Source organism: Chryseobacterium sp. MFBS3-17, assembly GCF_020687745.1.
GTDB lineage: Bacteria > Bacteroidota > Bacteroidia > Flavobacteriales > Weeksellaceae > Marnyiella.
The window spans coordinates 212518-239199 of the sequence record NZ_JAJEWK010000008.1; the positions used below are offsets into that span (position 1 = coordinate 212518).

The 26682-nt window shown below is 44.2% G+C and carries 24 protein-coding genes; 12 read left to right on the forward strand and 12 right to left on the reverse strand.

From position 1 onward, the window contains the following. Positions 1-196 precede the first annotated feature (196 nt). The 9 genes from prfA to LKO26_RS06520 all read left to right on the forward strand — a co-directional run bounded on the left by prfA (position 197) and on the right by LKO26_RS06520 (position 12207). The gene (gene prfA, locus LKO26_RS06480; protein ID WP_227587036.1) at positions 197-1282 is read left to right on the forward strand and encodes a peptide chain release factor 1; all 1086 of its coding nucleotides are present in this window, start codon (positions 197-199) and stop codon (positions 1280-1282) included. Positions 1283-1376: 94 nt separating this feature from the next. Continuing rightward, entirely contained in the window at positions 1377-1862 is a 486-nt protein-coding gene (locus LKO26_RS06485; protein ID WP_227587037.1) for a TlpA family protein disulfide reductase, read from the forward strand. A 10-nt stretch (positions 1863-1872) separates the two neighbouring features. Next, positions 1873-2517: a thioredoxin family protein gene (locus tag LKO26_RS06490; RefSeq protein ID WP_227587038.1), complete on the forward strand. Its 645-nt coding sequence runs from the start codon at positions 1873-1875 to the stop codon at positions 2515-2517. Between the two features lie 230 nt (positions 2518-2747). Next, positions 2748-4865 (forward strand): methylmalonyl-CoA mutase, encoded by a 2118-nt coding sequence (gene scpA, locus LKO26_RS06495; RefSeq protein ID WP_227587071.1) that lies wholly within the window; start codon positions 2748-2750, stop codon positions 4863-4865. A gap of 391 nt (positions 4866-5256) precedes the next feature. Then, positions 5257-7749 carry a hypothetical protein gene (locus LKO26_RS06500; RefSeq protein WP_227587039.1) on the forward strand — a complete coding sequence of 831 codons (2493 nt, stop codon included), beginning with the start codon at positions 5257-5259 and terminating at the stop codon, positions 7747-7749. A gap of 52 nt (positions 7750-7801) precedes the next feature. Continuing rightward, positions 7802-9817: a hypothetical protein gene (locus LKO26_RS06505; RefSeq protein ID WP_227587040.1), complete on the forward strand. Its 2016-nt coding sequence runs from the start codon at positions 7802-7804 to the stop codon at positions 9815-9817. A gap of 6 nt (positions 9818-9823) precedes the next feature. Beyond that, positions 9824-10522 carry a hypothetical protein gene (locus LKO26_RS06510; RefSeq protein ID WP_227587041.1) on the forward strand — a complete coding sequence of 233 codons (699 nt, stop codon included), beginning with the start codon at positions 9824-9826 and terminating at the stop codon, positions 10520-10522. 214 nt (positions 10523-10736) lie between these two features. Continuing rightward, a complete protein-coding gene (locus LKO26_RS06515; RefSeq protein ID WP_227587042.1) occupies positions 10737-11171 on the forward strand; it encodes a hypothetical protein in 435 nt (144 codons plus the stop codon). Between the two features lie 43 nt (positions 11172-11214). Beyond that, positions 11215-12207, forward strand: coding sequence for an enolase C-terminal domain-like protein (locus LKO26_RS06520; RefSeq protein WP_227587043.1), 993 nt, complete (start codon positions 11215-11217; stop codon positions 12205-12207). A 32-nt stretch (positions 12208-12239) separates the two neighbouring features. On the opposite strand, the gene LKO26_RS06525 is transcribed toward LKO26_RS06520, so the two are convergent. Continuing rightward, the gene (locus tag LKO26_RS06525; RefSeq protein ID WP_227587044.1) at positions 12240-12524 is read right to left on the reverse strand and encodes a cytochrome C; all 285 of its coding nucleotides are present in this window, start codon (positions 12522-12524) and stop codon (positions 12240-12242) included. Positions 12525-12581: 57 nt separating this feature from the next. Beyond that, the gene (locus LKO26_RS06530; RefSeq protein WP_227587045.1) at positions 12582-12866 is read right to left on the reverse strand and encodes a c-type cytochrome; all 285 of its coding nucleotides are present in this window, start codon (positions 12864-12866) and stop codon (positions 12582-12584) included. Between the two features lie 113 nt (positions 12867-12979). Here LKO26_RS06530 and meaB point away from each other — a divergent pair, with 113 nt between their 5' ends. Next, a complete protein-coding gene (gene meaB / locus LKO26_RS06535; RefSeq protein WP_227587046.1) occupies positions 12980-13969 on the forward strand; it encodes a methylmalonyl Co-A mutase-associated GTPase MeaB in 990 nt (329 codons plus the stop codon). On the opposite strand, the gene LKO26_RS06540 is transcribed toward meaB, so the two are convergent. Beyond that, positions 13959-14486, reverse strand: a complete 528-nt coding sequence (locus tag LKO26_RS06540) for a DUF4251 domain-containing protein (protein ID WP_227587047.1) — start codon at positions 14484-14486, stop codon at positions 13959-13961. The genes meaB and LKO26_RS06540 overlap by 11 nt on opposite strands. Before the next feature lie 226 nt (positions 14487-14712). Here LKO26_RS06540 and LKO26_RS06545 point away from each other — a divergent pair, with 226 nt between their 5' ends. Beyond that, the gene (locus LKO26_RS06545; protein ID WP_227587048.1) at positions 14713-15519 is read left to right on the forward strand and encodes a M48 family metallopeptidase; all 807 of its coding nucleotides are present in this window, start codon (positions 14713-14715) and stop codon (positions 15517-15519) included. Positions 15520-15596: 77 nt separating this feature from the next. Next, positions 15597-15920 (forward strand): hypothetical protein, encoded by a 324-nt coding sequence (locus LKO26_RS06550; RefSeq protein ID WP_227587049.1) that lies wholly within the window; start codon positions 15597-15599, stop codon positions 15918-15920. A 29-nt stretch (positions 15921-15949) separates the two neighbouring features. Here the strand turns inward: LKO26_RS06550 and LKO26_RS06555 are convergent, their stop codons facing one another. The 9 genes from LKO26_RS06555 to lon form a co-directional block, all read right to left on the reverse strand. Continuing rightward, positions 15950-16579 carry an outer membrane beta-barrel protein gene (locus LKO26_RS06555; RefSeq protein WP_227587050.1) on the reverse strand — a complete coding sequence of 210 codons (630 nt, stop codon included), beginning with the start codon at positions 16577-16579 and terminating at the stop codon, positions 15950-15952. Further along, the gene (locus tag LKO26_RS06560; protein WP_227587051.1) at positions 16560-17381 is read right to left on the reverse strand and encodes an ABC transporter ATP-binding protein; all 822 of its coding nucleotides are present in this window, start codon (positions 17379-17381) and stop codon (positions 16560-16562) included. The genes LKO26_RS06555 and LKO26_RS06560 overlap by 20 nt, the downstream gene beginning before the upstream one ends. Then, on the reverse strand, positions 17381-18133 hold the full coding sequence (locus LKO26_RS06565; RefSeq protein WP_227587052.1) for an MlaE family ABC transporter permease: 753 nt from the start codon (positions 18131-18133) through the stop codon (positions 17381-17383). The genes LKO26_RS06560 and LKO26_RS06565 overlap by 1 nt, the downstream gene beginning before the upstream one ends. Positions 18134-18173: 40 nt before the next feature. Next, positions 18174-19550, reverse strand: a complete 1377-nt coding sequence (locus LKO26_RS06570; RefSeq protein ID WP_227587053.1) for an exopolysaccharide biosynthesis polyprenyl glycosylphosphotransferase — start codon at positions 19548-19550, stop codon at positions 18174-18176. A gap of 44 nt (positions 19551-19594) precedes the next feature. Next, the gene (locus LKO26_RS06575; protein ID WP_227587054.1) at positions 19595-20224 is read right to left on the reverse strand and encodes a 7-carboxy-7-deazaguanine synthase QueE; all 630 of its coding nucleotides are present in this window, start codon (positions 20222-20224) and stop codon (positions 19595-19597) included. Positions 20225-20269: 45 nt separating this feature from the next. Next, on the reverse strand, positions 20270-21148 hold the full coding sequence (locus tag LKO26_RS06580) for a bifunctional 5,10-methylenetetrahydrofolate dehydrogenase/5,10-methenyltetrahydrofolate cyclohydrolase (protein WP_227587055.1): 879 nt from the start codon (positions 21146-21148) through the stop codon (positions 20270-20272). 33 nt (positions 21149-21181) lie between these two features. Further along, entirely contained in the window at positions 21182-22822 is a 1641-nt protein-coding gene (gene pgi / locus LKO26_RS06585; RefSeq protein ID WP_227587056.1) for a glucose-6-phosphate isomerase, read from the reverse strand. 101 nt (positions 22823-22923) lie between these two features. Beyond that, on the reverse strand, positions 22924-23853 hold the full coding sequence (locus LKO26_RS06590) for a DUF4349 domain-containing protein (RefSeq protein WP_227587057.1): 930 nt from the start codon (positions 23851-23853) through the stop codon (positions 22924-22926). A 245-nt stretch (positions 23854-24098) separates the two neighbouring features. Continuing rightward, on the reverse strand, positions 24099-26504 hold the full coding sequence (gene lon, locus LKO26_RS06595) for an endopeptidase La (RefSeq protein WP_227587058.1): 2406 nt from the start codon (positions 26502-26504) through the stop codon (positions 24099-24101). Positions 26505-26682: the final 178 nt, after the last annotated feature.

The following is a 26682-nucleotide window of genomic DNA, read 5'->3' on the forward strand; positions in this document are numbered from 1 at the left end:
ATATAAAAACACAACCAGGGTAATTATTGTCCGTTTCTGATGACCACCCGCACGACCGTAAAAACCACCCGCTATAGTTGCCGCCATTTTTTCTAACTTTTCCCTATCTTTGCAGCCTGTTTCCGGCCGGCAAACGGATCCTGCAACCACAGTGGTCTGCGTGAAATCCCCGGCCTGAATCCTGAAACCCTATAGCATGTCAAAATCTTTAATACCCAAACTACAGGCCATCAAACAGCGGTATAACGAGGTCGCAGATCTCATTATACAGCCCGATATCATCACCGATCAGAAAAAGTATTCTGCCCTGAACAAGGAATACAGCGATCTGGGGAAAATTGTTTCCGTGTTCGATCTGTATATGCAGGCCCTCAATACCATAGAGGAATCTGATGAAATTATAGCAGACGGCTCCGATAAAGATTTTGTGGAACTGGCTAAAATTGAAAAAAATGAAGCCCTGGAAAAAATTCCGGGCCTGGAAGAGGACCTGAAAATCCTCCTCATTCCCAAAGATCCTGCAGATGATAAAAACGTCATCGTAGAATTGCGCGCCGGAACCGGGGGCGATGAAGCAGCCATCTTTGTGGAAGATATCTACAGAATGTACACCATGTACTTCAAAAACAAAGGCTGGCGGCACGAAGTGACCGATTTTAATGAAGCCTCCAAAGGCTACAAAGAACTCATCATGAAAGTGGAGGGCGACGGTGTGTATGGCATCATGAAATTCGAATCGGGGGTGCACCGCGTGCAGCGCGTTCCGGAGACCGAATCTCAGGGGCGGGTGCATACTTCCGCCATTACCGTAGCCGTTTTGCCGGAAGCGGAGGAAGTGGATTTTGAACTGAATCCCGCCGATATTGAAATGCAGACTTCCCGCTCGGGAGGTGCCGGCGGACAAAACGTAAACAAGGTAGAAACCAAAGTACAGCTTACCCACAAACCTTCCGGTCTGGTAGTGGTCTGTCAGCAGGCGCGCTCTCAGCTGGCCAACCGGGAACTGGCCATGGAAATGCTCCGTACCAAACTGTATGATATTGAATTGCAAAAAGTGCAGGGCGATGTGGCGGCACAGCGTAAATCCATGGTTTCTACTGGTGACCGTTCAGCCAAAATCAAAACCTACAATTATCCGCAGGGCCGGGTGACTGATCACCGGGTCAATAAATCCATGTACAATCTGGATGCGTACATGAACGGCGATATTCAGGAAATGATTGATGCCGTGATCATGGCAGAAAACGCCGAGAAAATGAAAGGCGAGGAGGATAATTACTAAGATAGAAAATCATACAAAAACGGGCACCTCAGCAGGATGTCCGTTTTTTTTGTGGCCAAAAAGTTTGGTATCAGAATTTTAGCTAATTTTGAACATGCAAAAATTACGATTTTTCTTCATCTTGCTGCTGATGGCTGCCGGAATGCAGGCTCAGAACATCCCACTGCTCAAATATGAACAACTGGAAAGCAGAATCGCCGGTGAGAAGGCAGAACTGCTGGTGGTGAATTTCTGGGCGACCACCTGTGCACCGTGCGTGAAGGAACTGCCGCATTTTATGGAAGTGAATGCAGAGTATAAAGACGATCCCGGATTTAAAATGCTGCTGGTTTCGCTGGACCGCGCCAAAGATCTGGAACGGGTGAAGAAATTTATGAAAGACAGGGAAATCACTGCAGAGGTGGTGGTTCTGGATGATAATAAAAGAATGAACACCTGGATTCCGCGAATCAATTTGGATTGGGGCGGCGAAATTCCGGTCACGCTGATTTATAAAAATAATGAACAGGTGTATTTTCAGAATGGCGAGATGAGCAAGGAAGAGCTTCAACAAGTCATCAAACAACATTTAAATCCTTAAAATAAACGATATGAAAATACTACAATATGCACTCCTGGTGTGCACTTTTATGGCCGGTGCCGTGTTCAGCAATGCGCAGTCCCTGCAGACTGCCACAGAAACTTACATGAAGACCGGATATGCGGTGGGCGACGAAGCCACAGATTTCAGACTGAAGAATATTGACGGCAAAATGGTGTCGCTCGGTGATTATAAGTCGGCCAAAGGATTCATTGTAATTTTTACCTGCAACCATTGCCCGTATTCCAAAAAGTACGAGGAACGGATTGTAGCGCTCGACAAAAAATATAAAAAACTGGGCTACCCGGTGATTGCCATCAACCCGAATGACGCCACTGTGCAGCCCGAAGACGGCTTCGAAGAAATGAAAACCCGTGCGAAAGAGAAAGGATTTACCTTTCCGTATCTGGTAGATGAGGGTCAGAAAATATACCCGCAATACGGCGCCACCAAAACGCCGCATGTATTCCTGCTGAACAAAGAAAATGGAAAAAACATCGTGAAATACATTGGCGCCATAGACAATAATTATGATGACCCCAATGATGTTTCGGAACATTACGTGCAGGATGCCGTAAACAGTCTGCTGAAAGGTCAGCCCGTGAAAACTACCAAAACAGTCGCCATCGGCTGTACGATTAAGGTGAAAAAATAATTCTTCATTTTCCCTGAAGAAATACAAAATCATGGTTCCGGCCGTGATTTTTTGTGCATGCTGGTGAACGGGTTCAGGACATCCGGCAACAGGAGCGGATTTCAACGGAAAGTTTTAAGATGAAGAACCCCGGTTGAGGCAGGAAGCGGCAGCCGGTGCCTTTTTCCCGGTTCAGCTACCGGGATTTCCCGAAAAACCTTACCTTTACTCCTTCAGAATTTTTAGTCATCATGCGTCAGAAAATACAGAACACCCATCCCGATTTTAACGTAAATTTCGACAGTCCGCTGCCTTATTTCTTTGAGAAAGACGGACTGCAAATGAAATCTTCTTATACCCAAAGCGATTCACAAAACCTTACCGACAAAGAATATGCTGCCGGTGTGGCTCCGTATCTGCGTGGTCCGTACAGCACCATGTATGTGCAGAAACCCTGGACCATTCGGCAGTATGCAGGTTTTTCCACCGCCGAGGAATCCAATGCTTTCTACAAAAGAAATCTGGCGGCAGGTCAGAAAGGACTTTCCGTGGCATTTGATCTGGCAACGCACCGGGGCTATGATTCCGATCATCCGCGGGTGGTGGGCGACGTGGGGAAAGCCGGCGTAGCCATTGACTCTGTGGAAGATATGAAGATTCTCTTCAATGAAATTCCGCTGGATCAGATTTCGGTGTCCATGACCATGAATGGTGCTGTATTGCCTGTGCTGGCATTTTATATTGTGGCAGCAGAGGAACAGGGCGTGTCTCAGGAGAAACTTTCCGGGACCATTCAGAATGATATTCTGAAAGAATTTATGGTGCGGAACACCTATATCTATCCGCCGGCGCCATCCATGAAGATTATTGCCGATATTTTTGAATATACCTCCCAAAATATTCCCAAATTCAACTCTATTTCCATTTCCGGATACCACATGCAGGAAGCCGGTGCCACGCCGGTGCTGGAAATGGCCTATACCCTGGCAGATGGCCTGGAATATGTGCGGACAGGCATTAGCGCTGGGATGAACATTGATGATTTTGCGCCCCGTTTGTCCTTTTTTTGGGCCATCGGGATGAACCATTTTATGGAAATTGCCAAAATGCGCGCCGCCCGTTATATCTGGGCCAGCCTGCTCACGCAGTTCAAACCGCAGAATCCGAAATCACTTGCACTCCGTACGCATTCCCAGACTTCGGGCTGGTCGCTTACCGAGCAGGAGCCTTTTAACAATATTACCAGAACTGCCATAGAGGCTTTGTCTTCGGCACTGGGAGGTACGCAGTCGCTGCATACCAATGCGCTGGATGAAGCCATTGCACTTCCCACAGATTATTCGGCAAAAATTGCCAGAAATACCCAGATCATCCTGCAGCAGGAAAGCGGAATCTGTGATGTGGTAGATCCCATGGGCGGCAGCCACCTGGTAGAAAGCCTTACGCAGCAGATGATTGATGAAGCCATGAAGTTCATAGATGAGGTGGAAAAGGAAGGCGGAATGACCAAAGCCATAGAAGCCGGTATTCCGAAAATGCGGATTGAAGAAGCCGCTGCCATCAAGCAGGCCAAAATAGACAGCGGTGAGGAATTCATCATCGGGGTCAATTCCTTCAGGTCAAATTTGCCACAACCCGAACTGGAAATTCTGGATATTGATAATTCCGAAGTCCGCAGAAAGCAGATTGAGCGGCTGAATGAGGTGAAAGCAAGCCGTGATGCACAAAGAGTTGCAGCGGTGATGGCTCAGTTAAAAGAAGCTGCAAAAACCGGATCTGGAAATCTCCTGGCCATTTGCATAGAAGCCGCCAGAGCCAGAGTGACCCTGGGCGAAATGAGCGATGCGCTGGAGGAGTCGTTCGGAAGGTATAAAGCCAATATCAAAACCATACAAGGCGTATATGCAATGAATGCGAACAAAAATGAATATTTCGATAAAGCCATGGCTCTGGCTCAGAAATTTGAAGATAATGAAGGCCGCAGACCGAGAATTATGGTGGCCAAAATGGGTCAGGACGGTCATGACCGCGGCGCCAAAGTAGTGGCAACTGCCTTTGCAGACATGGGATTTGATGTGGATGTGGCACCGCTGTTTCAGACTCCGGAAGAGGTGGCAAAACAAGCGGTAGAAAATGATATTCATATTCTGGGAATTTCCTCTCTGGCAGCCGGCCACAAAACCCTGGTGCCTCACGTGGTGGCAGAATTGAAGAAACTGGGTGCAGAAGATGTGACCATAGTGGTAGGCGGTGTGATTCCGCAGCAGGATTATGATTTTCTGTATGCCAACGGTGCAGATTTCATCTTTGGTCCCGGCACCAACCTGCCAAAATCTGCCTGCGAAATTCTGGAGAAATTTTTAGGGTAAAAGAATTTTTATCTGATGAACCAACGGCTTCCCGCAATATGGAAGCCGTTTTTTTTGGTACAATTCTGCCTGTAAGGCAAGATGAACCGGGGAGGGAAAAGTATTATGAAAAGTCAGAAGCCATTAAAAAATATTGTATAACTTTAGTGTCTAAATGCTTATTTGAATGGTTTAAAATGAGGTATTCATTTTAACGTCAAACATGCGCGCTGTGTAAATCTCGCGGCTATAGCATATAACCCTTGGCCTGACGCACGGTATTTCATAAACACAGCAGTATTCTCGCTAAAAATTAATAAAATTTCATGTAAAAACGGTATTGATTGAAAAATATTTACTAAATTCACACCTATACAATTGAATCATTTTTTAACCTTGTAAACTTTTAACTATGGCTACTATACCCGTAAAACAAGACATTTTCAGGTTTGTAACATTTAGAACTTCAAACAAGATTCTTTCTCCGGAATTTGAGATTCTGTTGGCTCAACATCCAAAGCCTGAATCCAGTTATTGGGAGCCTGTTTTTGCTGAAGCTGTAGTCGATGCCGAGCTGTTAAATCAATTGATTGAAAATTTCACAGCAATTTCATCCGAAGCTTATTTGAAGGAAATTTACAGTAACGTCCTTGATGTTTCATCTAATGCTTTTTTAAAGAACGAAAAGATTTCCAGCGAGATTTTTCAAGCAGTAGATCCATTATCCGAGGATGATGAAGTCACTTTGTTTGATAATGTTATTTATCAGGTTTTTACGAAGAAAGCTCCACGGCTGCGTGAGCGTATTGCACAACTTATCGCCACAAACTATGCAATTAGAAGAAAAGAAGATTTACAGCAGTTTACCGATAAAAAAATAGTTGACATTAAAGTTGTCATTCCTACAGGTGTTATAGATGCCATAAAGCCAGTGTTTCACGAAAACTGTAATGGTGAAATGCGCGGTGTCGTTAATCTTGGTATTGCCGATTTTAGACGTGTAGAGCAAGAGGTGTGTTGCTATGTTCCGGGCGAAGTATCGCATATTGAGAATGTGATGGCTAAGGAATATAAGGAGCGTTCTACACGAAATTTTGTCCGCACAGAAGATACCACGGAGTCTACACGAGAAACCGAAATTGAAAACTTAACCGACACCACGACCGCAACACGACACGAACTCAGCAGCGAAGTTGCCAAAGTGCTGGACGAAATGAAAACCAATGATTTTGGTGGCTCTTTAGGTGTAAGTGCCAATTGGGGAACGTACTCCATGAACGCCAATATGGCAGCAAATTTTTCCAGTGGTAGTTCTTCTTCTCTGTCCAACACGGAATCAAAGCAATATGCAGAAGAAATAACCGCCAAAGCCCTTGATAGAATTGTACAAAAAACCTCTGAAAAAAGAACTTCGAAAATCATCAAAGAGTTTGAAGAAACTTTTAAACACGGCTACGATAATCGTAATGGGGAGCAACATGTTACCGGAGTTTACCGATGGATAGACATCATTTACAAGAATAACCTTGTAAATTATGGTAAACGTATGCTGGTGGAGTTTATGGTTCCTGAGCCTGCTGAATTTTTTAAAAGAGTACTGAACTATAAAACAGTTCGAGAAGCAGAAGTAAACCCGGAAGATATAGAACAATCTGCGCCAAAAACATTGGCAGAATTGGGCATCAACTCACCAAACGATATTACAAGAGACAATTATAGTGTTATTGCTCAAAATTATGGTGTAGTGCTGAATGCGCCTCTGGAAGCATATAAAGTAGTTAATGTATCAATGCTGCCGCCCTGCCCAAAAAACTCTGATAACAGTTCAAAATCTTACAGTCAGGATATCATGATAGAGCCTGATTATGAGGGTGATTCTGTTTCGGGTAAAGTGGATATTAATTATACTTGGCACAAAGTTGCAGGCGGTCCATCACCGGTTTTCAAAATGGATATTGGCGCATTTAATGTTACTATTGGCAGTTTTCCGAAAGGTGGAAGTATGAACCAAAGCAAACCGTTTGGTGGTATGCTCAATCCAAAATACACAGGCTCAGTTTCTGTAAATTTTGACTACAAAAAAATGAACTCTATTACGGCTTCTATTGAGCTGAAATGCAAACTGAAAGCTTCAAAATATCAAGAATGGCAAAACTACTGTTACCAACAACTTTTGGCAGCTTATAACGCTTTACTTGATGGCTTTAATAATGCCATAGATAATACAAAAGACGAAGAAGCAACAGAGGTAGAAGAAAAATACGTAAACCCTGCTTTTCATCGTATTATAGAACAGCGGGAGTTGAAACGCATTTGTGTTGAAATGTTGATGAAACCGTTTTGTAGAGAACAAGGTAGAAAAAATTATACAGAATACACAGAGTGTAACGGTTTCGAAATCCCACAAATTAATCAATCCCGGGATTTTGCAGGCTATACTGAAATGGTAAGATTTTTTGAGCAAGCCATAGATTGGCAACTGATGTCTTATCTCTTCTATCCTTATTATTGGGCAGACAAATGCGATTGGGCTAAGCTGTTGCAGGAAGAGAATGACGACCCTGTATTTCAGTCTTTCTTACAAAGTGGTATGGCAAGAGTGGTGGTGCCTATCCGTCTTTCATTCTCAGAAGCCTTTGCATTGTATCTTGATACAGGAGACATTGCAATGGGCAATACTATTGGTAGCAGCAACTATCTTTCTATTGTAGAAGAATTGCAAACCATTGAAGGAACAGTAGAAGATACTTGGGAAACACGTGTTCCCACTACCCTTGCTATTATACAAGGGAAATCTGCATTCCTGGAGCAAGAGGGTTTACCTTGCTGTCACACTAACGAAGACAGCGGCTTCATTCCTTGGGAAAATACCTTGCAAAATATTTTACCAACATCTAATCCTTAAAAATACTCATCAGAAGTGCAGTAAACATCTTGTTATATTATTACTGTCTGAAATGTTCAATTATCAAAGCCCGTTCGCAGACCAATCTCTCTTTGCCCAATCAAAAGGCAGGGAGAGGCTTATTGCTTTTTTAAAGGCTAATAAAATTACAGATTTTGTTTATTCCAATGTGTCATCGTTTGATGGGGTTTATGATCTGGCAATTCGTATTTACGGGCAATTAAACAGCCGGGATGAGTTAATATTTAAGATAACAACTGTGCCGCTTACGGAGTTGCCTGCTGCAGGCTTGCCCGCTGTATTCAATTTTAAGGAGCTGGATTATTTAAAAAGCAGTACACATTTTCTTGTTTACAGAATCTCCGATAAACAATGGAATCTCTGTGACAGAACTATAGACAACCGATTTGTTACAACATTTGCAGATGCTTTGGTGCTGGGACGTCGTCAATTCCTAAACGATGAAGAATTTCAGCAGATTTACAATGAGTTCGTCCAGTGCCAGAGTAAGGCGGACATGGATAATCTTGGTACGAGATTTAGGAACTTTGTTCAGAAAGTCAATCAACAATTAGCCAACCCATTTTACCAGAATGTTGATCTTGCCGTTAATGTACAGTTGAAAGACAATGCCGGAAATGTACTGAAAGACACAACTGTAAAGACTAATCCAAAAAGGAAAGTAAACGACATTAAGCTCCAAATCTTTCTTTATCCAGATGGCACCTACCAAATTAACCATCAATTTAGCGAAAACTACCTGAAGGAGTTTGAGCAAAAGTGGACAACAGAAGCCCGGAAACGCGGGCTTGATGTGGATATACCCGAAATGCGGGAAGATATTGTCGCTTTTCTCAACTCTAAAGAAGCCGAGTTAAGTTTTGGAAAAAAATTTTTACGGGAGATACGCACTTGGTACGATGCCAGTGTAGCAGGTTACATAGAAGGCATACAGGCAACCCAAAAAATAACACGCAATATATGGGATGTAGGCGTAATTAATGAAAGCACGTGGTACAGCAAAGATAAAGATCATAAAGAGTGGCCAGCTTATATGCAGTTCAACCCTATTGTAGGGGGTGCGGTAGATGGTGTTATAGATGAGATCGTGGGCATCCCTATGGCTTGTAAGAGTGTGTATGAGATTGCTACCGATGATGAAAAACGCAAGGCATTAGCCAAAGTGTTCACCTCCGAAGGGTTTAGCCAGATGCTCGATGGACTGAAAGAAAGCGTAACAGAACTAAGAGATGATCCCGAAAAAAGAGGACACTTCGGTGGGCAAACTGCCGTCTCAGTAGTATCAATGATGAGCGGGGCAGGCTTGATAGCTAAAACGGGTAAAGCAGATGAACTTGTAGATGGCTTTAGCAAAGTTTCGAAGAAGGTAGATGATGTGCCGAATCCTAATTTCAAGCACCTTGATGATGTCAAAAAATCTGAAAATGTAATACACAATCCTGAAAACAGGAAGCTGGTCAATGAGTTTATGGAAAAGCAGGATGATGTTTCCATAAGTGACTTAGCTGATGAAGTAGCAGAAAACATTGACCTTAAAGATGAATTTAAAGTCAATCCGACCAAATTTATTGACGGCAAGAAGTACGAAGCCAATATCAAGAAACTAATTGATGATAACGACCCTGACTTTTTTAATGAACTTTCTGCTGAAACAGGCATACCACTGTCAGAATTGGCAGGCTATAAAAAACTCAACCAGGTACAAATACGCATACCGGGGCAAAATGGAGGCTTTACCACTATGGACAATGTATTTGTAAAAGAAATGACCGACCCTGTTACCAACAAAAAATATCTGGAAGTAATAGTCAATGAATGTAAACTGTCTGATGCAGCACCTTTTACAACCAGGCAAAAGCAATTTGAAACTGCATTAGGACCACCTCCAATAGGTAAGTTTGACTTGAGAAATATAAAATACCAAGATTTACCAAACCCTACAGATAGAATTCCACAGAACACAGAAATAAGAGTAAAATCCTATGTAAAAACAGTAGGAAATGGTGGAGTAAACAGTAATTTTAATATAACAAAATTATATCCTTAATACATTATGCTAAAAAAAGAACTAAACGAATCTATCATAAATAACATTAGTGAATTTATATCACCATTAGGTTTTAAACCTAAGAAAAACTTTGACCAAATTAGATTTGTAAGAAAATTGTCATCAGGGTTTGAATATTTAGCTATATCTTCTTCTAATTATTATGATACCCATTATTTAAATTATGGTTTTGGAAAGAGAATTGAATCCATTGAGAAAATAGTATTATTATTAGAGGCATTCTTTGAACCAAACCTATTTCTTACAAGTAAAAGCACCTCGACATATTACTTAAATGCAACCTATTACACTAAGGACTATGATAGACATAAACAACCAATAACAGATGAAGAATCTTTGATGTATCACATTGACATCATAAAAGATGTAACGCAAAACTTTGCTTTAGATTTATTTCAAAAGCTTGATGATATTAATTATGTTGATCATCAAATAAATGGAGAAGGAGCTAATTTTTGGTTGAATGAAACAAATAAGCCATTTGGATTACATAGTTTCGAAACATATAGAATTATCATAGCTAAGCTTGTAAAATCAGCAGAAGAGTATAAAAAATTTATAGAAAAAATAATGGCATTAGAAGAGGAAAAGCTCATAGAGTTGAAGAAGCAAGAGCAATATAAAAATCTTACACTTGAAGAGTTGTTTATTCCAAGAGCCATAAAAAAGATTGAAGAGATATAATGAACGAAATCATTATTAAGTAATCTCGTGATTTTTTAGCAATATGAATATCGGTTTCAAATCATAATCCAAGCCGATCAATATTTACTTAATCTTTTCACAGACTTTAACCTTTATGAAACAGCAATTTATATTAGCAACTGAAACAATAAAAAAGAATCCGATAGTAGAAAAAGATTTTTAATTAAACTAAACGTCATTAAAAAAATAAACCATGAACAAACTTACACAAACATTTCTCTTGCTTGTATTTTTAGTGTTTACAAGCATTGCCGGCGCACAGACCGTAAAAATAAAAAAAGACGAAGTTTTTGTAGATAATGAATTGCGCTTCAAAAGTGAAAAAAGACTTAATGCTACCCAATTTTCACTTTACCACCTTACAAACGGCAAAGAAATCCTGACCGTAATCCGAAACCTGAACGGTACCATAGGCTTTTCGGAAGATGATTATATTCAGATTATTTTTAACGGTTTCAATACCAGAGTAGAATCCGAACAAATAAAAGGCAGAACTTTTGCGTGGTATCTGGAACTTCTGCTCAGAGACAAAGTACTACATCCGGATGGCACCATCAACGAAGAAAACCTCCGGAATTTCTTCACCAAATATGACCAGAATATTACCAACAGAACTTTGAGGTACTGACCCCGGAGCCCAAAAGTCATCACCATCCCATATCTGTTGCCCTATGGAACTAAAATTCCGGATCCGGACACTGCAACTCCGGGAAACCTTCTCCATCGCTTATGGCAGTTATCATTCCCGGGACGTGCTGTCGGTAGAGCTTGCACACGCCGGGCATTCCGGCTATGGAGAATGTGTGGAAATTGACTATTACGGCATCCGGCTGCAGGATTTTGTAAATAGTCTCCACGCCATTCAGGCGTCTCTGGAAAACCGGTCCATCGTTCACCCCTCCGGTTTCTATACTTTTCTTTTAAGCCAAAACCTCCACCCGTTCCTGCGCTCCGCACTGGATTGCGCGTATTGGGATCTTTTCGGGAAACTGGAACATCAATCCTTTGCCCGCATCAATGGTATAATAAACCATCAGCTGCCACAAAGCACCTTTACCATTTCCATTGCACCGCCAGAAAAGCAACTGACGGCCATGAAAAACAGTGCCTGGCAAAAGTTTAAAGTGAAATGCAATGGTTATCATCCTGAACAGATAGAACTGCTTTTGAACTCCGGATACGAAATTGCGCTGGATGCCAATGCCAGTTTCACGGCTCAGGATTGCATCAGTTTGCAGCATCATCCGGCTGCCGGGCAATTGCTGTACGTAGAGCAACCCATGGAAACGGGACACTATCAGATACTGAAAAAAAACTGCGGCATCATCTGGATGGCAGATGAAGACCTGCAGAATGAAGCGTCGCTGCCGGCACTCAGACCCTACTACAACGCCATCAATATCAAACTGATGAAATGCGGCGGACTGACGCCGGCGCTGGACCTCATCCGGAAAGCCCGTGCTCTGGATTTCAAAATCATGCTCGGTTGTATGACGGAATCTTCTGCAGGAATCTCCGCCGCATGTACCCTCGCCGGTCTGGTAGATTTTGCAGATCTGGATGGTGCCAATCTTATTGCCAACGACTATGCACAGGGCAGTTTCGTGGAGAATGGCCATATCCATCTGTCCGAAATGCCCGGTTTGGGGATTTCGCTGAGGTAATTGTTGTGGGTTTCTAATGAGCTGATGACGGTTTAGTCATTCTCCGAAATCAGATAGTCATACACCATCTGGTGCTGGTGATCAGTAAGTTTTGCGCGGGGTGCCATACGGCTCAGCGTCCGGATCCAGCGTTGGTCATCATGCTTTTTGGGATCGGGAAGCATATGGCATTTGTTGCAGGAGTTTTCAAAGACAGTTTTGCCCTGCAGCAACTGTTCGGCAGCCGTATATTTGGGTCCGGTTACGGCATGGGACTTGGGTCCGCAGGAGGTGAGAAATGCAGTCAGGAGGATTCCTGAAATCAATAATCTTTTCATGGGTCTTGTATTTGGGGTTCATATAGCCAAAAAAAGCCCACATGGTGAGCTTTTTTCTTAATTCTTCACAGATACCACATAGTCATAGACCATCTGGTGTTGTTCCTCATTCAGTTTTGCTTTGGGCGCCATAGAGTTCATAATGCCTACCCATTCTACAGAATTGTGGGCAGTGGGCTCCGGCAGATCATGACATCTTGCACATGAATTTTCATAAATGGTTTTTCCCTGTGCCAGTCGGTCTGCAGTGCTGGTGGCAGGTCCGGCAGCAGTCACGGGTTTCTGTGTGCAGGAGGCAAGGATCATCATAATGGTTCCTGAAACAAAAATTCCTTTTTTCATTCTTTAACGGTTTGTTTAACTACAAATGTAAAAAAAAAACTTTTGAGCGGGTGTGTTTGGCTTAATATAGAATCATCCTAAATTAATTATCTTTACGCTTGTAGTTTTTAAAGATGAAATATACGGTACACGAACTGGTACAGGGAATCCGGTCCGGAAACAAACTCCTGACCTCCAAAGCCATTACCCTGGTTGAAAGTAAAAAAGCGGAGCACCGCAGCATGGCAGAAGCCCTGCTGAAAGAGATTATGCCCTATACCGGAAATTCGGTACGGATGGGTATTACGGGTGTTCCCGGTGCGGGAAAATCCACATTTATAGAAAGTTTTGGCAAACTGGCGGTATCCCGTGGTAAGAAAGTTGCGGTGCTGGCCATAGATCCCAGCTCTACCCGAAACAAAGGTTCCATACTGGGAGATAAAACCCGCATGGAAGAACTGGCTAGAGAAGAAAATGCATTCATCCGTCCCAGTCCCAGCGGCGGATTCCTGGGCGGGGTGGCCAATACTACTTTCGAAACCATGCTCATTTGTGAGGCCGCCGGATATGATCTGATTCTGATAGAAACCGTGGGTGTGGGGCAAAGCGAAGTGCTGGTGTCGGAAATTTCGGATATTTTTATTTTCCTCAAAATTACCGGAGCCGGAGATGAACTGCAGGGCATCAAACGCGGAATTATGGAAATGGTGGATCTCATTTTCATCAATAAAGTGGATGATGATAATCTGCAGAAAGCCAAAAATACCAAAATAGAACTCATGCGGGCACTGCATTTTATGCCGGAAAAAGAAGCCGGCTGGAAGATTCCGGTCATTCTGGGATCAGCACTGAACCATAAGGGACTGGAGGTAGTGTGGGACAAGACCCGTGAATTTATACAGATGCAGCAACAGAGCGGCCGCTTTACAGAGATTCGCCGCCGGCAGGCTGTCCGCCGGTTCGAATACTGGGTGCGGGAATACATTGTACAGCGCACTAAATCTGAAGAGGATTCAGAAAACACCTATGAAATGCACAAAAAAAATGCTGCCGGCCTGGAATCCAATCCCAGTACGGAAGCAAAAATATTTGTAGACCGGTTGCTGGGTCGTATCAGTTCCTGACGGCTTCGTTTTTCATCATATATCCATCAAAAGAGATGGGTTGGCGGTCATTGGCATCTACAGACAGGAACGCTTTACCGTTTCTGTAGATTTCCAGATTCAGCGTACGGATGTGCGAAACATCGCTCGGAGTAATGCGCAGCAACTGATTCCCCTTTTTGGTTGTGGATTTCTGTATGGTATAATCCTTCGATGTGAAACGCAGACTTTGTTTGTCTGTGTCATAAGCATTGGCGGTGTAAAGTCTCCCGAAATAGGGCAGCGTAGCCGTAAGTTCTTTATCTTTGATGGTCAGTGTATAGCCATAGTCCAGAGACATCATTCTGGAGGCTCCGTAATGCGGAAGGCTGTTTGCAGTGTTCAGCACATCCTGGTTCGTGGCATTGGCTTTGGTGGCCATAAAGGTAAATTCCTCCGCCCGGATGATTTCCTGAATCCCTGCTGTATCCATATATTGCTGAGATGAACAACCGATGGAGAAGAGCAGAATGGGTATCAGTAAAAGAAAATTTTTCATTGTAATTATTTTTAAACAAGATGATCATTAACTGATACAAATTTAACACCGATTTAGCGAATTTTGAACAATCTTTTGGGAAATTAATCATAGATTTCCGGGATGGTTTCAGCGCAGGCTCGGATTAGATTATAAAATCCAACGTATTTACAGGCAATTCTAATGAGCCGATTATTTTAAATGGAATAATAATTGTTAAATTTATCTTATTAAAATCAATAAAGCTATGAAACTAAAAAATCTAATAGGTTTTGGCGCTGTATCCATTGCGGTCATTGCTTGTGCCACCAATCCGGTCACGGGACGTAAATCCCTGCAGCTGGCCAGTGATGCAGAGATTTCTACAATGGCGGCTACCGAATATCAGAAAACGCTGTCTTCTGCCAAAGTGGTCAGTGGTACGGCTCAGGCCAAAAGTGTAACCAATGTAGGCAACAGAATTAAAAATGCGGCCTACAATTATTATAAATCGCTGGGACGCGAGTCAGATCTGGCCAATTATAACTGGGAGTTCAAACTGATAGAAGATAAGCAGCTGAATGCCTGGTGTATGCCCGGTGGTAAGGTGGCCGTTTATACGGGAATTCTGCCGGTAACCAAAGATGAAGCCGGACTGGCCGTTGTGATGGGTCACGAAGTTTCTCACGCACTTGCCGGACATGGCAATGAACGCATCTCTCAGGCCATGGTGGCGCAGTTGGGCGGAGCCGTTATCGGTTCTTCTATGTCCAACAGTCAGTGGGCCTCTGTGTTTGAGCAGGTTTATCCGGTAGGAGCACAGGTAGGCTTATTGGCCTACGGAAGAAAGCAGGAACTGGAAGCAGACCAGATGGGACTGTACCTGATGGGTATGGCCGGGTATGACCCCAGACAGGCGATACCGTTCTGGCAAAGGATGGAAGCCGCATCCAGCGGTTCACAGCGTCCGCCGGAGTTTCTGTCTACTCACCCGGGTCCGGACAACAGAATCGGGCAGCTCAACGCCCATATGGATAAAGCTCTGGCGTATTACCGTGCAGCCGGCGGGAAATAATTTGCATCCATTTTCATCAAAAAAAACAGACCTTTCTGGATTTTTCATAAATTTGGAGAGGTTTTTATGATATTGAAATGAGAAATTTAACATTAATCGGTGTCCTTTTGCTGGCACTTGCCTTCCTGCTGTACTATATAATGCCCGAATTTTCTATAGTGAAACTGTTTGAACCTTACAGTTTAATGGGAATTCTGGCAGGGATTGGTATTGGGCTGATCTTTGGTGGTATTGTAGGCTATGTAAGTAAAGGCTCGGCCATTAAGCAGGAGCAGCAAAGAAAAGCATACAAACAACTGGTGAAGGAAAAGGAAGAACTTGCACGGCAGGCGGCAGAAAATGCCCGGGTGCAACAACAAACGGAGTTTCCTTCACAAGACGAAAATACGCAGACCTACTGATCTGCGTATTTTTTTAATGCGTATTTTTTTTAGAACTGGTATCCTATCCCTGCCAGAAACATGCCCGGTCTGTTGTCATACCGGATGGTCTGGTTAGTGGTTTCATTAATAAATTCACGCTGATCTTCGCTGATGGAGCCTTCATACCGGCCGGAAAAAATCAGCTTCTGAATTTTAAACTGGACGCCCAGCTGGTAGCCTACCGTAAATTCATTGCGGGCATTTTCCACAAAATCATCATACTGATTGTCTGTGCTCAGGTTGTAGCTGGCTACAGGGCCTGCATAGATGCCCAGACTTTCTCCCAGAACATTGAATCCTACCAGAACCGGCAGATCGGCACGATTGCTTTTGGCCTCAACAGTGGTTTTGCTGATGGGGTCTGTAAGCTCATTTTTGAATGTGGTATAGTACAATTCCGGCATCACGAAGAGACCACTTATCAGATTGATTTTTACCGATAAGCCTGCGTTGAATCCTACATTGCTTTTCCCGGATGTTTCATAGGCCTGCTCTGCTACGGTGGTCACATTTTGCCAGCTGGGCGAATCTGTGGGAAAAAGCAGATGGGCTTTGGCACTTACCGAGACCTGAGCTGTTGCTGCAACAGAAGTGCATACCAATGCAGCTGTTAAAATTTTAAGGGGCGTCATTTTCATTGGTTGGGGGTTTGGTTATGATATTCTCTATGGAAGTCTTGTCATTAGAGAGTAAATACTCCCGGAGTTCCTTGAAGAGTTCTGAAGAATAAACGAAGTCTATCAGATGTTTATTGCGTGCCATAATCACATTGTCCTTGTTGCCTTCCCATTCTTTGATCCCCAGCCGCAGGTATACAATTTTCTCTCCGATGGTGAGTACGGAGTTCATATCATGCGAGTTGATGATGGTGGTGGTGTTGTATTCTTTGGTAATGTCTACCAGTAAATCGTCTATAACATTGGACGTGTAAGGATCCAGTCCGGAGTTGGGTTCATCGCAGAACAGATATTTCGGATTATTCACAATGGCCCGGGCTATGGCTACACGCTTCTGCATCCCTCCGGAGATTTCTGAAGGGAATTTTCTGCCGGCTTTATCCAGGTGTACGCGCCCCATTACTTCAAAAACGCGGCGTTTTTTCTCGCGGAAGGTGAGGTTGGAAAACATGTCCAGCGGGAACATGATGTTTTCATCCACCGTCATGGAATCAAACAGAGCACTTCCCTGGAATACGGTTCCTATTTCTGCCCGCAGTTCTTGTTTTTCCTCACGTTTCATTTTGGTAATATCGCGCCCGTCAAACAGGATGCTTCCGCTGGTAGCTTCGTGCACATTGAGCAGGGATTTCAGGAAAACAGTTTTCCCCGAACCACTCTGGCCGATAATCAAGTTCACTTTTCCTTTTTCGAAAACGGTGGAAATTCCTTTCAGAACTTCGGTGTCCCCGAATTGTTTTCTCAGATCTTTTACCTCTATCATCAGCCTAAAATCATTTGAGTTAATATTAATTCAGAAATAATGATGAAGATCATGGTCCACACCACCGCCTGTGTACTGGAGCGCCCTACCTCCAGTGAGCCGCCGGAAACATTATACCCGAAATAGGACGGCACCGTAGCAATGATGAATGCAAAAACAATGGTCTTGATAAAGGCATAATAATAAAACAACATGGGCATATACATCTGCACACCGGTTGTAAATTCTGAAATGGTCCAGTTGCTGGTGAGTAATCCTGCAGCAAAACCTCCGCCAATTCCCACCGCCATACTCAGGGCAATGAGCAGCGGGTTGTAAATAATGCAGGCCAGAATTTTGGGCATAATCAGGAAATTGGGAGAGTTTACGCCCATAATGTCCAGTGCGTCAATCTGCTCGGTAACCCGCATGGTTCCTATGCTGGATGCGATATATGACCCTACTTTGCCCGCCAGAATAAGGCTGATGATGGTAGGAGAAAACTCCAGTACCAATACTGCTTTTGTGGCATAACCCACAAAATAAGTGGGAATAGGGATGGTAGCAGTACTGAAATTATTATACATCTGAATGGCCGTTACGGCACCTACAAATATGGAAGTGAAAACCACAAGTCCGAAGGAGTTTACCCCGAGGTCATTTACTTCCCGCAAAAAAAGCTTCCAGAAAACCGACATTTTCTGCGGTGTTTTTATTGCTTTTCCCAGCAGCAAAAAGTATGCTCCAAACGCATTTAGAAACTTTTTTATCATGCGGCTAAATTACAGATTTTTCACAAATTAACAGGAAGCGTCATCCGGCTTTTTTATCACCGGTAATTACCAGAAGTATTGTCTTAAAAATGATGACCAGATCCAAGATAAAACTCCAGTTTTTCACATAAAACGAATCTGCCAGAATCCGCTTTTTCATTTCAATACTCATATCGCCCTCATCACCGCGCAGCCCGTTTACCTGCGCCAGACCAGTGATGCCCGGTCTCACCAGACTGCGGATGGCGTACCGGCCTATCCGGGTTTTGTAGTAATTGTCTATGAGCAGCATGTGCGGCCGGGGACCTACTACAGACATGTGGCCTAGCAGCACGTTGATGAACTGCGGCATTTCGTCCAGGCTGGTTTTTCTGAGGAATTTTCCTACAGAAGTGATGCGGCTGTCGTTTTTCTGAGTCGTTCTGGTGGCAGATTCATTATTCACCACCATGGTACGGAATTTTATGCACTTGAAGATTTCATCATGGAAACCATAGCGTTCCTGTAAAAAGAAAACGGGCCCTTTACTGTTTAGTTTGATGAGTACCGCTACCAGCGGAAACAGCCAGGAGCAGATGAAAATGAGGATGGCCAGCGAAAAAACAATGTCAAAAACCCGCTTGATGGTGAAGTTGGTAAAATAATCCAGCGGAAATTTGGTCTGGGTGAGCACCGGCTGAGTTTCTATATAATTCAGTTCGTAATTAAAGAAATTATATTGCTCAATTTCAGGAATCAGGGCAATTCTTACCTGGTGCAGCTCTGCTTCGCGGTAAATTTCTGCACGCAGGGTCCGGGGAATCGCCGGGTCGTTTACCAGCAGGTACAGCGTGTGGATGCCGTGGTTTTTCCAGAAGTCAATAATGCCGTTGGTGTTCAGATTGCCGCCATTGTACTCATAAATTTTGAAACCGTAGTCAGTACGTTCTCTCAGGATGCTTTCCAGAATGGTGCGGGAATCGTTATGTGTGCCCAGAAACATAATATTCCGGAAATTAATCCCGCGGCTTCTGATGTATTTTAAAAGAAAGAAAATCGCAGATTTCAGGGAGAGAAACACCACAAAAAGGGTGAACGCCAGGCTGAACCGTTCGTTTTGCAGAAAAACATTATTGCTCACCCTGGCCAGAAGTAAAATTCCGAAAAGAAAAATCAGAATATGGGTTACCATACGCTCCAGATACAGGGTGTAGGTGAGGTTCCGGGCAATGTCATACAGCTTGGTATGTCCGCTGAGCAGAATCCAGAAAAACGTGAGCAGCAGAATAGAGAGAATGTTTTGTTCCCAATCCGTCTCCACGATGCCGAGTTCATTCTGTCTGCGGATAAAAAAGAACACAAAAACCGCTGCAATAATCAAAATATCGAGCAGAATAATGAGTCCTTTGAAGTATCTGGAGAACCGGAGTTGTTGCATAGTTTTTTATCAGCAGATAAAAATAAGAATTTTTTCGACTAAAACTATGGAATGTTCAGGTATTTATGGGTTTGTACGGAAGATTGCCATTGTGGATTCTTCAGAATATAATCTGTAATGAGCGGATAATTTACCTCGCGTTTGCTCCACTCGCTCTGTAGATACAGTCTGCATTCCGGTGAAACTTTAGCAGCTTGTTCTTCGGCAAATTTAAAGTCGTGATTGTTAAAGATAATGACTTTCAGTTCACTGGCGCGGGCATAGATTTCAGGTTTGGGTAATCCGGTTTTTTTCGGTGAAAGCGTAATCCAGTCCAGCTGACCGCTCATGGGGTAAGCTCCGGACGTTTCTATGTGGATGGTACAGCCCAGTTCTTTCAGTTTCCCGGTCAGGATGTCCAGATTCCACATCAATGGCTCGCCTCCGGTAAGTACGATGGTTTTAGAATGTGCTGCTGCTGTTTGAGCCACGGTTTCGGCTTCCATCAGCGGATGCAGTTTCGGATCCCAGCTTTCTTTCACATCGCACCAGTGGCAGCCTACATCGCAGCCACCCAGTCGTATGAAATAGGCCGCCGTGCCGGCATGGGCACCTTCGCCTTGTATGGTGTAAAAATGCTCCATCACCGGGAGCATTTTACCTTCTTTCAGCAGTAATTCCTGATCTTTTGTCATGTTTCTAAAAGCGCAGAACATTATACATTCTTCTGCGCTGCAAAATTATCTATTATATCGCTTGTATGCAAGCAGCGTGTTTTTCATGAGCATGGCGCGCGTCATAGGTCCCACACCACCAGGTACAGGCGTAATCCAGCCGGCTTTGGGCTCGCAGCTTTCATAATCAACATCCCCTTCCAGATGGTAGCCTTTTTCGCCGTCATCTTCCACGCGGGTGATGCCTACGTCTACAATGACTGCACCGTCTTTAATCATATCGCCCTTTAGGTACTTGGGTGCGCCCAGTGCCACAATGATGATATCAGCCGCGCGGGTAAATTCTTCAATGTTCGGGGTGTGGCTGTGCACCACGGTCACCGTTGCGTCTCCCGGATTGCCTTTGCTGCTCATCAGAATACTCATGGGCCGGCCTACAATGCGGCTTCTGCCAATCACCACACAGTGTTTACCGCGGGTGTCTATCTCATACCGCTCCAGCAGGGTCATGATTCCGTAAGGGGTCGCCGGCAGAAAAGCTTCCATTTCCAGCGCCATGCGCCCGAAATTTTCGGGGTGAAATCCGTCTACATCCTTTGTGGGATCTATGGCATTGATGATTTTTTCCTGATTCATGCCTTTGGGCAATGGCAATTGTACAATGAAGCCGTCCAGGGTGGCATCATCATTCAGTTTCTTAATTTCATTCAGCAATTCTTCTTCTGAAATGGTGTCCGGAAGTCTGAGAAGTGTAGAGCCGAAACCTACTTCCTTGCAGTCCTTTACTTTGCTGTTTACGTAGGCTTTGCTGGCGCCGTTTTCGCCAACCAGGATGGCAGCCAGGTGCGGTGCGCGTTTTCCTGCCGCTACAATTTTTTCTACTTCCGCTTTAATTTCTTTTTTAATGTCTTTGGAGACTTTGAGTCCGTCCAGAATCTGAGCCATGTCTGTATTGAGTTGGGTTAATAATGCTTAAAGTTACTGCTTTTCCATGAAATATTGCATGAGTCCATGGGTGGAACTGTCATGAGATTCAGCAGGTTTTTCACCTTTCAGTGCCGGCAGTATTTTGCCTGCCAGTTCTTTGCCGAGTTCTACCCCGAACTGATCAAAGCTGAAAATATTCCAGATTACCCCCTGTACAAAAATTTTATGCTCATAAAGGGCAATCAGTTGACCGAGTGAAAATGGTGTCAGTTCGTTGAACAGCAATGAGTTGGTTGGGGTATTGCCGTGGAAAACCTTATGATTCAGCAGCCGTTCAATTTCTGCTTCACTTTTTCCCGATTGTTCCAGTTCTGCCCGTACTTCCGGCTGGTTTTTGCCGAAGGCCAGCGCCTGGGTCTGTGCCATGAAATTGGCCATTAATTTTTCCTGATGGTCCGAGATCCGGTTGCAGGATTTTACATATCCGATGAAATCTGCCGGAATCAGTTCGGTGCCCTGATGGATCAGCTGGTAAAATGCGTGCTGGCCATTGGTTCCGGGTTCGCCCCAGATGACGGGTCCGGTTTCATATTCCACAAAATCACCGTTGCGGTCCACGCACTTGCCGTTACTCTCCATATCCCCTTGTTGCAGATAGGCCGGAAAACGGCTCAGGTATTGGGAGTAGGGAAGTACAGCGTAGGTTCCGGCATCAAAGAAGTTGCGGTACCAGATGCCTGTCAGCGCCATCAGTACCGGAATGTTTTCTTTAAAATCAGCAGTCTGAAAATGCAGATCGGTGTCATGGGCTCCTTTCAGCAAAGATTCAAAATGGTCATAGCCTACGGCCAGGCAAATGCTGAGGCCAATGGCGCTCCACAGGGAATACCTGCCGCCCACCCAGTCCCGGAACTCAAAGATATGCGCTTCTGCAATGCCAAATTTCAGTACCGCTTCGGTATTGGTAGATAAGGCTACAAAATGTGCGGCCACGTCCCCGGCGGAAGCTTTCTGTAGAAACCACTCTTTGGCAGACGCTGCATTGGTCATGGTTTCCTGTGTGGTAAAAGTTTTGGAGGCAATGATGAAAAGGGTGGTCTCGGGATTGAGGTTTTTTAAGGTCTCCGCCAGGTGATTGCCGTCTACATTAGACACGAAATGTACGTTGAGACGGGTTTGATAATGTTGCAGTGCGGTACACACCATCACAGGTCCCAGATCCGAGCCGCCAATTCCAATGTTTACCACATCTGTGATTTCCTTGCCGGTAAACCCTTTGTGCTGACCGGAAATGACCTTTTCTGAAAAGTGTTTCATCTGCTGAAGAACCTTCCCGATGGCAGGTTTTATATTTTCACCGTCAACTTGTATTTCCTGATCTGTAAAATCACGCAGTGCCGTATGAAGAACGGCGCGACCTTCGGTTTCATTAATGATATCTCCGGAAAACATTTTTTCAATCGCTGTTTTTACCTGACATTCTTCAGCCAGCTTCAGCAGCAGTTTCAGCGTACGGTCGTCCATTAAATTTTTGGAGAAATCAAAAAGATAGCCGTTCTGTATCACGGAGAACTGCTGAAATCTCTCAGGGTTGTATTTGAACAGGGAACGCAATTCGAAGTCATTCTGCGAGAAATGATGTTGCAGTTCTTTCCAGCTCGAGGTTTGGGTAGGATTTATTTTCGGAAGCATATTTTTTAGTTTGGAGGTGGGTCACCTTGTGAGCTTTGCAAATTTAATGAAAAATATAACCTCCGGAATCATCCGGAGGCTCAGGAAGTGTATTCAGGGCATCAGAAATTTTCGGGATGCTGTTCTGCGGTGTGGTCTGTGGCTTGCTTCCTGTTGAACCTCACCATAGATTTTCTTTTTCTGATGATGATGGCAAGCACCATTCCGGCAAGTACCAGCGGCCAGATGGAGGTAAGGCCGATGATGATTTTCTGAATCATGTAAAACCCTTCTGCCATTGCATTTTTCAGGTCATAAAAGAAATTGATTTTATAGGAGTTGTCCACATTCCGGCTGTTGGTTACCGCAATTTCGGAAATCCGTATCTGCGGCTCCTGAATATTGACAGAGACCGTGCTGTATTTCAGCTGGTCTTCCATGCTGAGTGCTGCCACTTTCTGCAGGTTGCCTTCGCTCATATTGTCGTCTGCGGTAGTAACTTTTTTAATGTCGGTTTTCATCTGAGCAATGTTTTCTTTTGTTGTGGCATTCCGCACAGTTTCCATTTCTGCCAGTTTAATGTTGGCGGTCACATCTTCAGCGGTAATGTCACGGTTGTTCAGAAAGAGTTTCTTGTCGTTAATTATTGTCAGGAATCTGCCCAGGTTTTCGGTGGGAACCCGTACCTGCATGGTGTTTTCGGTTCTGAATTTGCGTACCATCATGGCTTCTTCATCAGAGGTGTTATAGGTGTTTTCTGAAATGATGTGGGAGCGTAGCCTGCTGGAAGTCACGAAGCCACCCAGCTCCTGAAGGGATTTTTCAATATAGACCGTGGCATCATAAACGTCTGTGACATCCATATTCACATGGGCAGTTTTGATAAATTGTTTGCCTTCTACCTGCATGGTGGCTGCAGAAGAAATACTGTCGGAGGTCAGCGCCGGAATGCTTTCTTCGGTCATATACGCGCTTTCTCCACTTTTATTACAAGAATAAATGGTGGCCAGAAGCATGACAGCGGGAACGATTTTAAGATGTGCATTTTTCATAACAGAAAGTTTTATTGATTAGTTGAATCAAATTTCTGAATGAATTTCGGCAAAGGGTTGTAAATGACTTTTTTAATCCTTGTAAACCTGGTTTTGCAATTTAACGCACACTTGCTCAGTGTTTTGTAAATCAGATTTCGGGGGATTAATTGCTTTGTACAAGATTTTTAATGGCTGTGGCGTGTGGTCTCTCAAAAGAAAAGAGCAGGTGAAGTGCCTGCTCTTATATATGGTGGTGTATGGAATTATTTTTCAATCGCCAGATCAATGACCTCACCCATTCGGTTTACATAGTGAACTTTCAGGCTTTTCAGATAATCTTTCCGGATTTCTTCCACATCTTTCCGGTTAGCATCACAGAGAATAATTTCTCTGATGCCGGCGCGGGTAGCAGCCAGCAGTTTTTCCTTGATGCCGCCTACCGGAAGTACTTTTCCGCGGAGGGTAATCTCACCCGTCATGGCCAGATGCGGTTTTACTTTCTTGTTTTTAAAACTGGACACCATGGACGTGAGCATGGCAATTCCGGCAGATGGGCCATCTTTGGGGGTTGCCCCTTCCGGCACGTGAATGTGAATATTTTTCTTCTGAATATCTTCTGCAGAAATTCCCAGTTCATCATGCTTGGCTTTGATATATTCCAGTGCGATGGTGGCAGATTCCTTCATGACTGTTCCCAGATTTCCGGTCATGGTGAGGTTTCCTTTGCCCTCACTCAGAATGCTTTCTATGAACAGGATGTCACCGCCCACCTGGGTCCACGCCAGTCCGGTAACCACACCGGGCACACCGGTAATTTCTGAGATGCTTTTGGGTCGGGGAACGCCCAGTATTTCGTCGGTTTTATCCAGCGAAATGCGTGGTTCGTATTCCTTTTCCATGGCGGTCTGCAGGGCTACCCAGCGGGCTATTTTGGCAATCTGCTTTTCCAGACCGCGCACGCCGCTTTCAGAAGTGTGGGCTTCTATAATGTGTTTCAGTTCATTATTGCCCAGCTTAAAGGATTTGGCAGTCAGTCCGTTCTCTTCCTGTTGTTTTTTAATGAGATGTCTTTTGGCAATTTCCACTTTTTCTTCCAGGGTGTACCCGGCAATTTCTATGATTTCCATACGATCCAGCAAGGGACGCTGAATGGTAGACAGTGAATTGGCAGTGGCTATGAACATGACTTTGGACAAGTCATAACCCATTTCCAGGAAATTGTCGTAGAAGGCCTTGTTTTGTTCGGGATCCAGCACTTCCAGCAGGGCAGAACCGGGGTCTCCGTGAATGCCCTGGCCCAGTTTGTCTATTTCGTCCAGCACAATGACGGGGTTAGAGGTTCCGCATTTTTTGATGGACTGCAAAATTCTCCCCGCCATGGCGCCGATATAGGTTTTACGGTGTCCTCGGATTTCAGATTCATCATGCAGGCCGCCCAGGGAAACCCGAACATATTGACGGCCCAGGGCATCTGCCACCGACTTTCCGAGTGAGGTTTTACCCACTCCCGGAGGGCCTACCAGGCACAGAATTGGCGATTTCATATTGTTTTTCAGTTTCAGCACCGCCATGTGCTCCAGGATTCTCTTTTTGATTTCCTCCAGTCCGAAATGAGCTTTATCCAGCACCCGCTGCGCTTTGGGAATATCAAAAATATCTTTGGAATACGATTCCCAGGGCAGATCGGTAAAGAAATCCAGATAATTGCGCTGCACATTATAATCCGGTGAATTGGGGTTCTGTCTTTGCAGGCGGTGAATTTCTTTCTTAAAGTGAGCGTCTGCCTCTTCGTTCCACTTTATTTTTTTGGCTTTATCCAGCAGTTCTTCCACATCAGATTCGGGGCCGCCGCCCAGTTCTTCCTGTATGGTCCGGATTTGCTGATTCAGGAAATATTCGCGCTGTTGCTTGTCCAGATCTTTGGAGGTTTTCTGATGAATCTGGCTGCGCAGTTCCAGAATGCGGAAGTCATCGTGCATCATTTCGTAGCATTTTTCGGCACGCTTCAGCAGGTTTTTTTCTTCCAGCAGACTTTGCTTTTTGGCGGGATTAAAATTCGCATTGACACAGATAAAATTCAGCAGGTCTTCGTTACCATTAATGTTTTTAATGGCAAAATTGGCCGCATTCGGGATGCCAGGATCCAGTTCAATGATTTTTTGAGCCAGATCTTTTATGTTTTCTATAACTGCTGCAAACTGGTCTTTGTCCCGCGGGTTAACTTCCTTCAGTTTCAGGATTTCGGCCTTATAATACGGCTCGCTCTGCACGTATTTTTTAGTTTTGAAACGGCCGAAACCTTTGGTGATAGCGGTAATATTGCCTTCCGGCAGTTTAATGATCTTAATGATTTTGGCATAGGTGCCGGTTTCATACAAATCTTTTATTTCGGGAGACTCTTCGGTAGGTTTTCTCTGGCTGATGATGCCGATGTATTCGCCGTTTTGCTGAGCTTCTTCCAGCAGTTTTATAGAGTTTTTTCTGCCTGCGGTAATGGGAATCACTACTTTTGGGAACATGACCATATTGCGCACCGGCAATATGGGAAAGAGTACCTGGTCATGATTAACCTCGGTTTCGTGCAGGTCATCCAGACTGATTTCTTCTGTCACTAGACTGAATCCGTCGTCTAAAATATCATTGAAATCCATATCTTCAAAATCTTTCATAATTCTTTGCGTGACAAATTGTCATTTAAAATGCCGCTTGCTGCCGGCGCTTCTTCAGGAAATGCTTGCAGGTGGCGGTGTGGTTTGTGGGTGTCATATTTCCCAATTCTTATGCCAACAGATGATCTTCAGGAAATGCGGACAAATTTTCCTCTGCACACTCTTTTTTATCAGATTC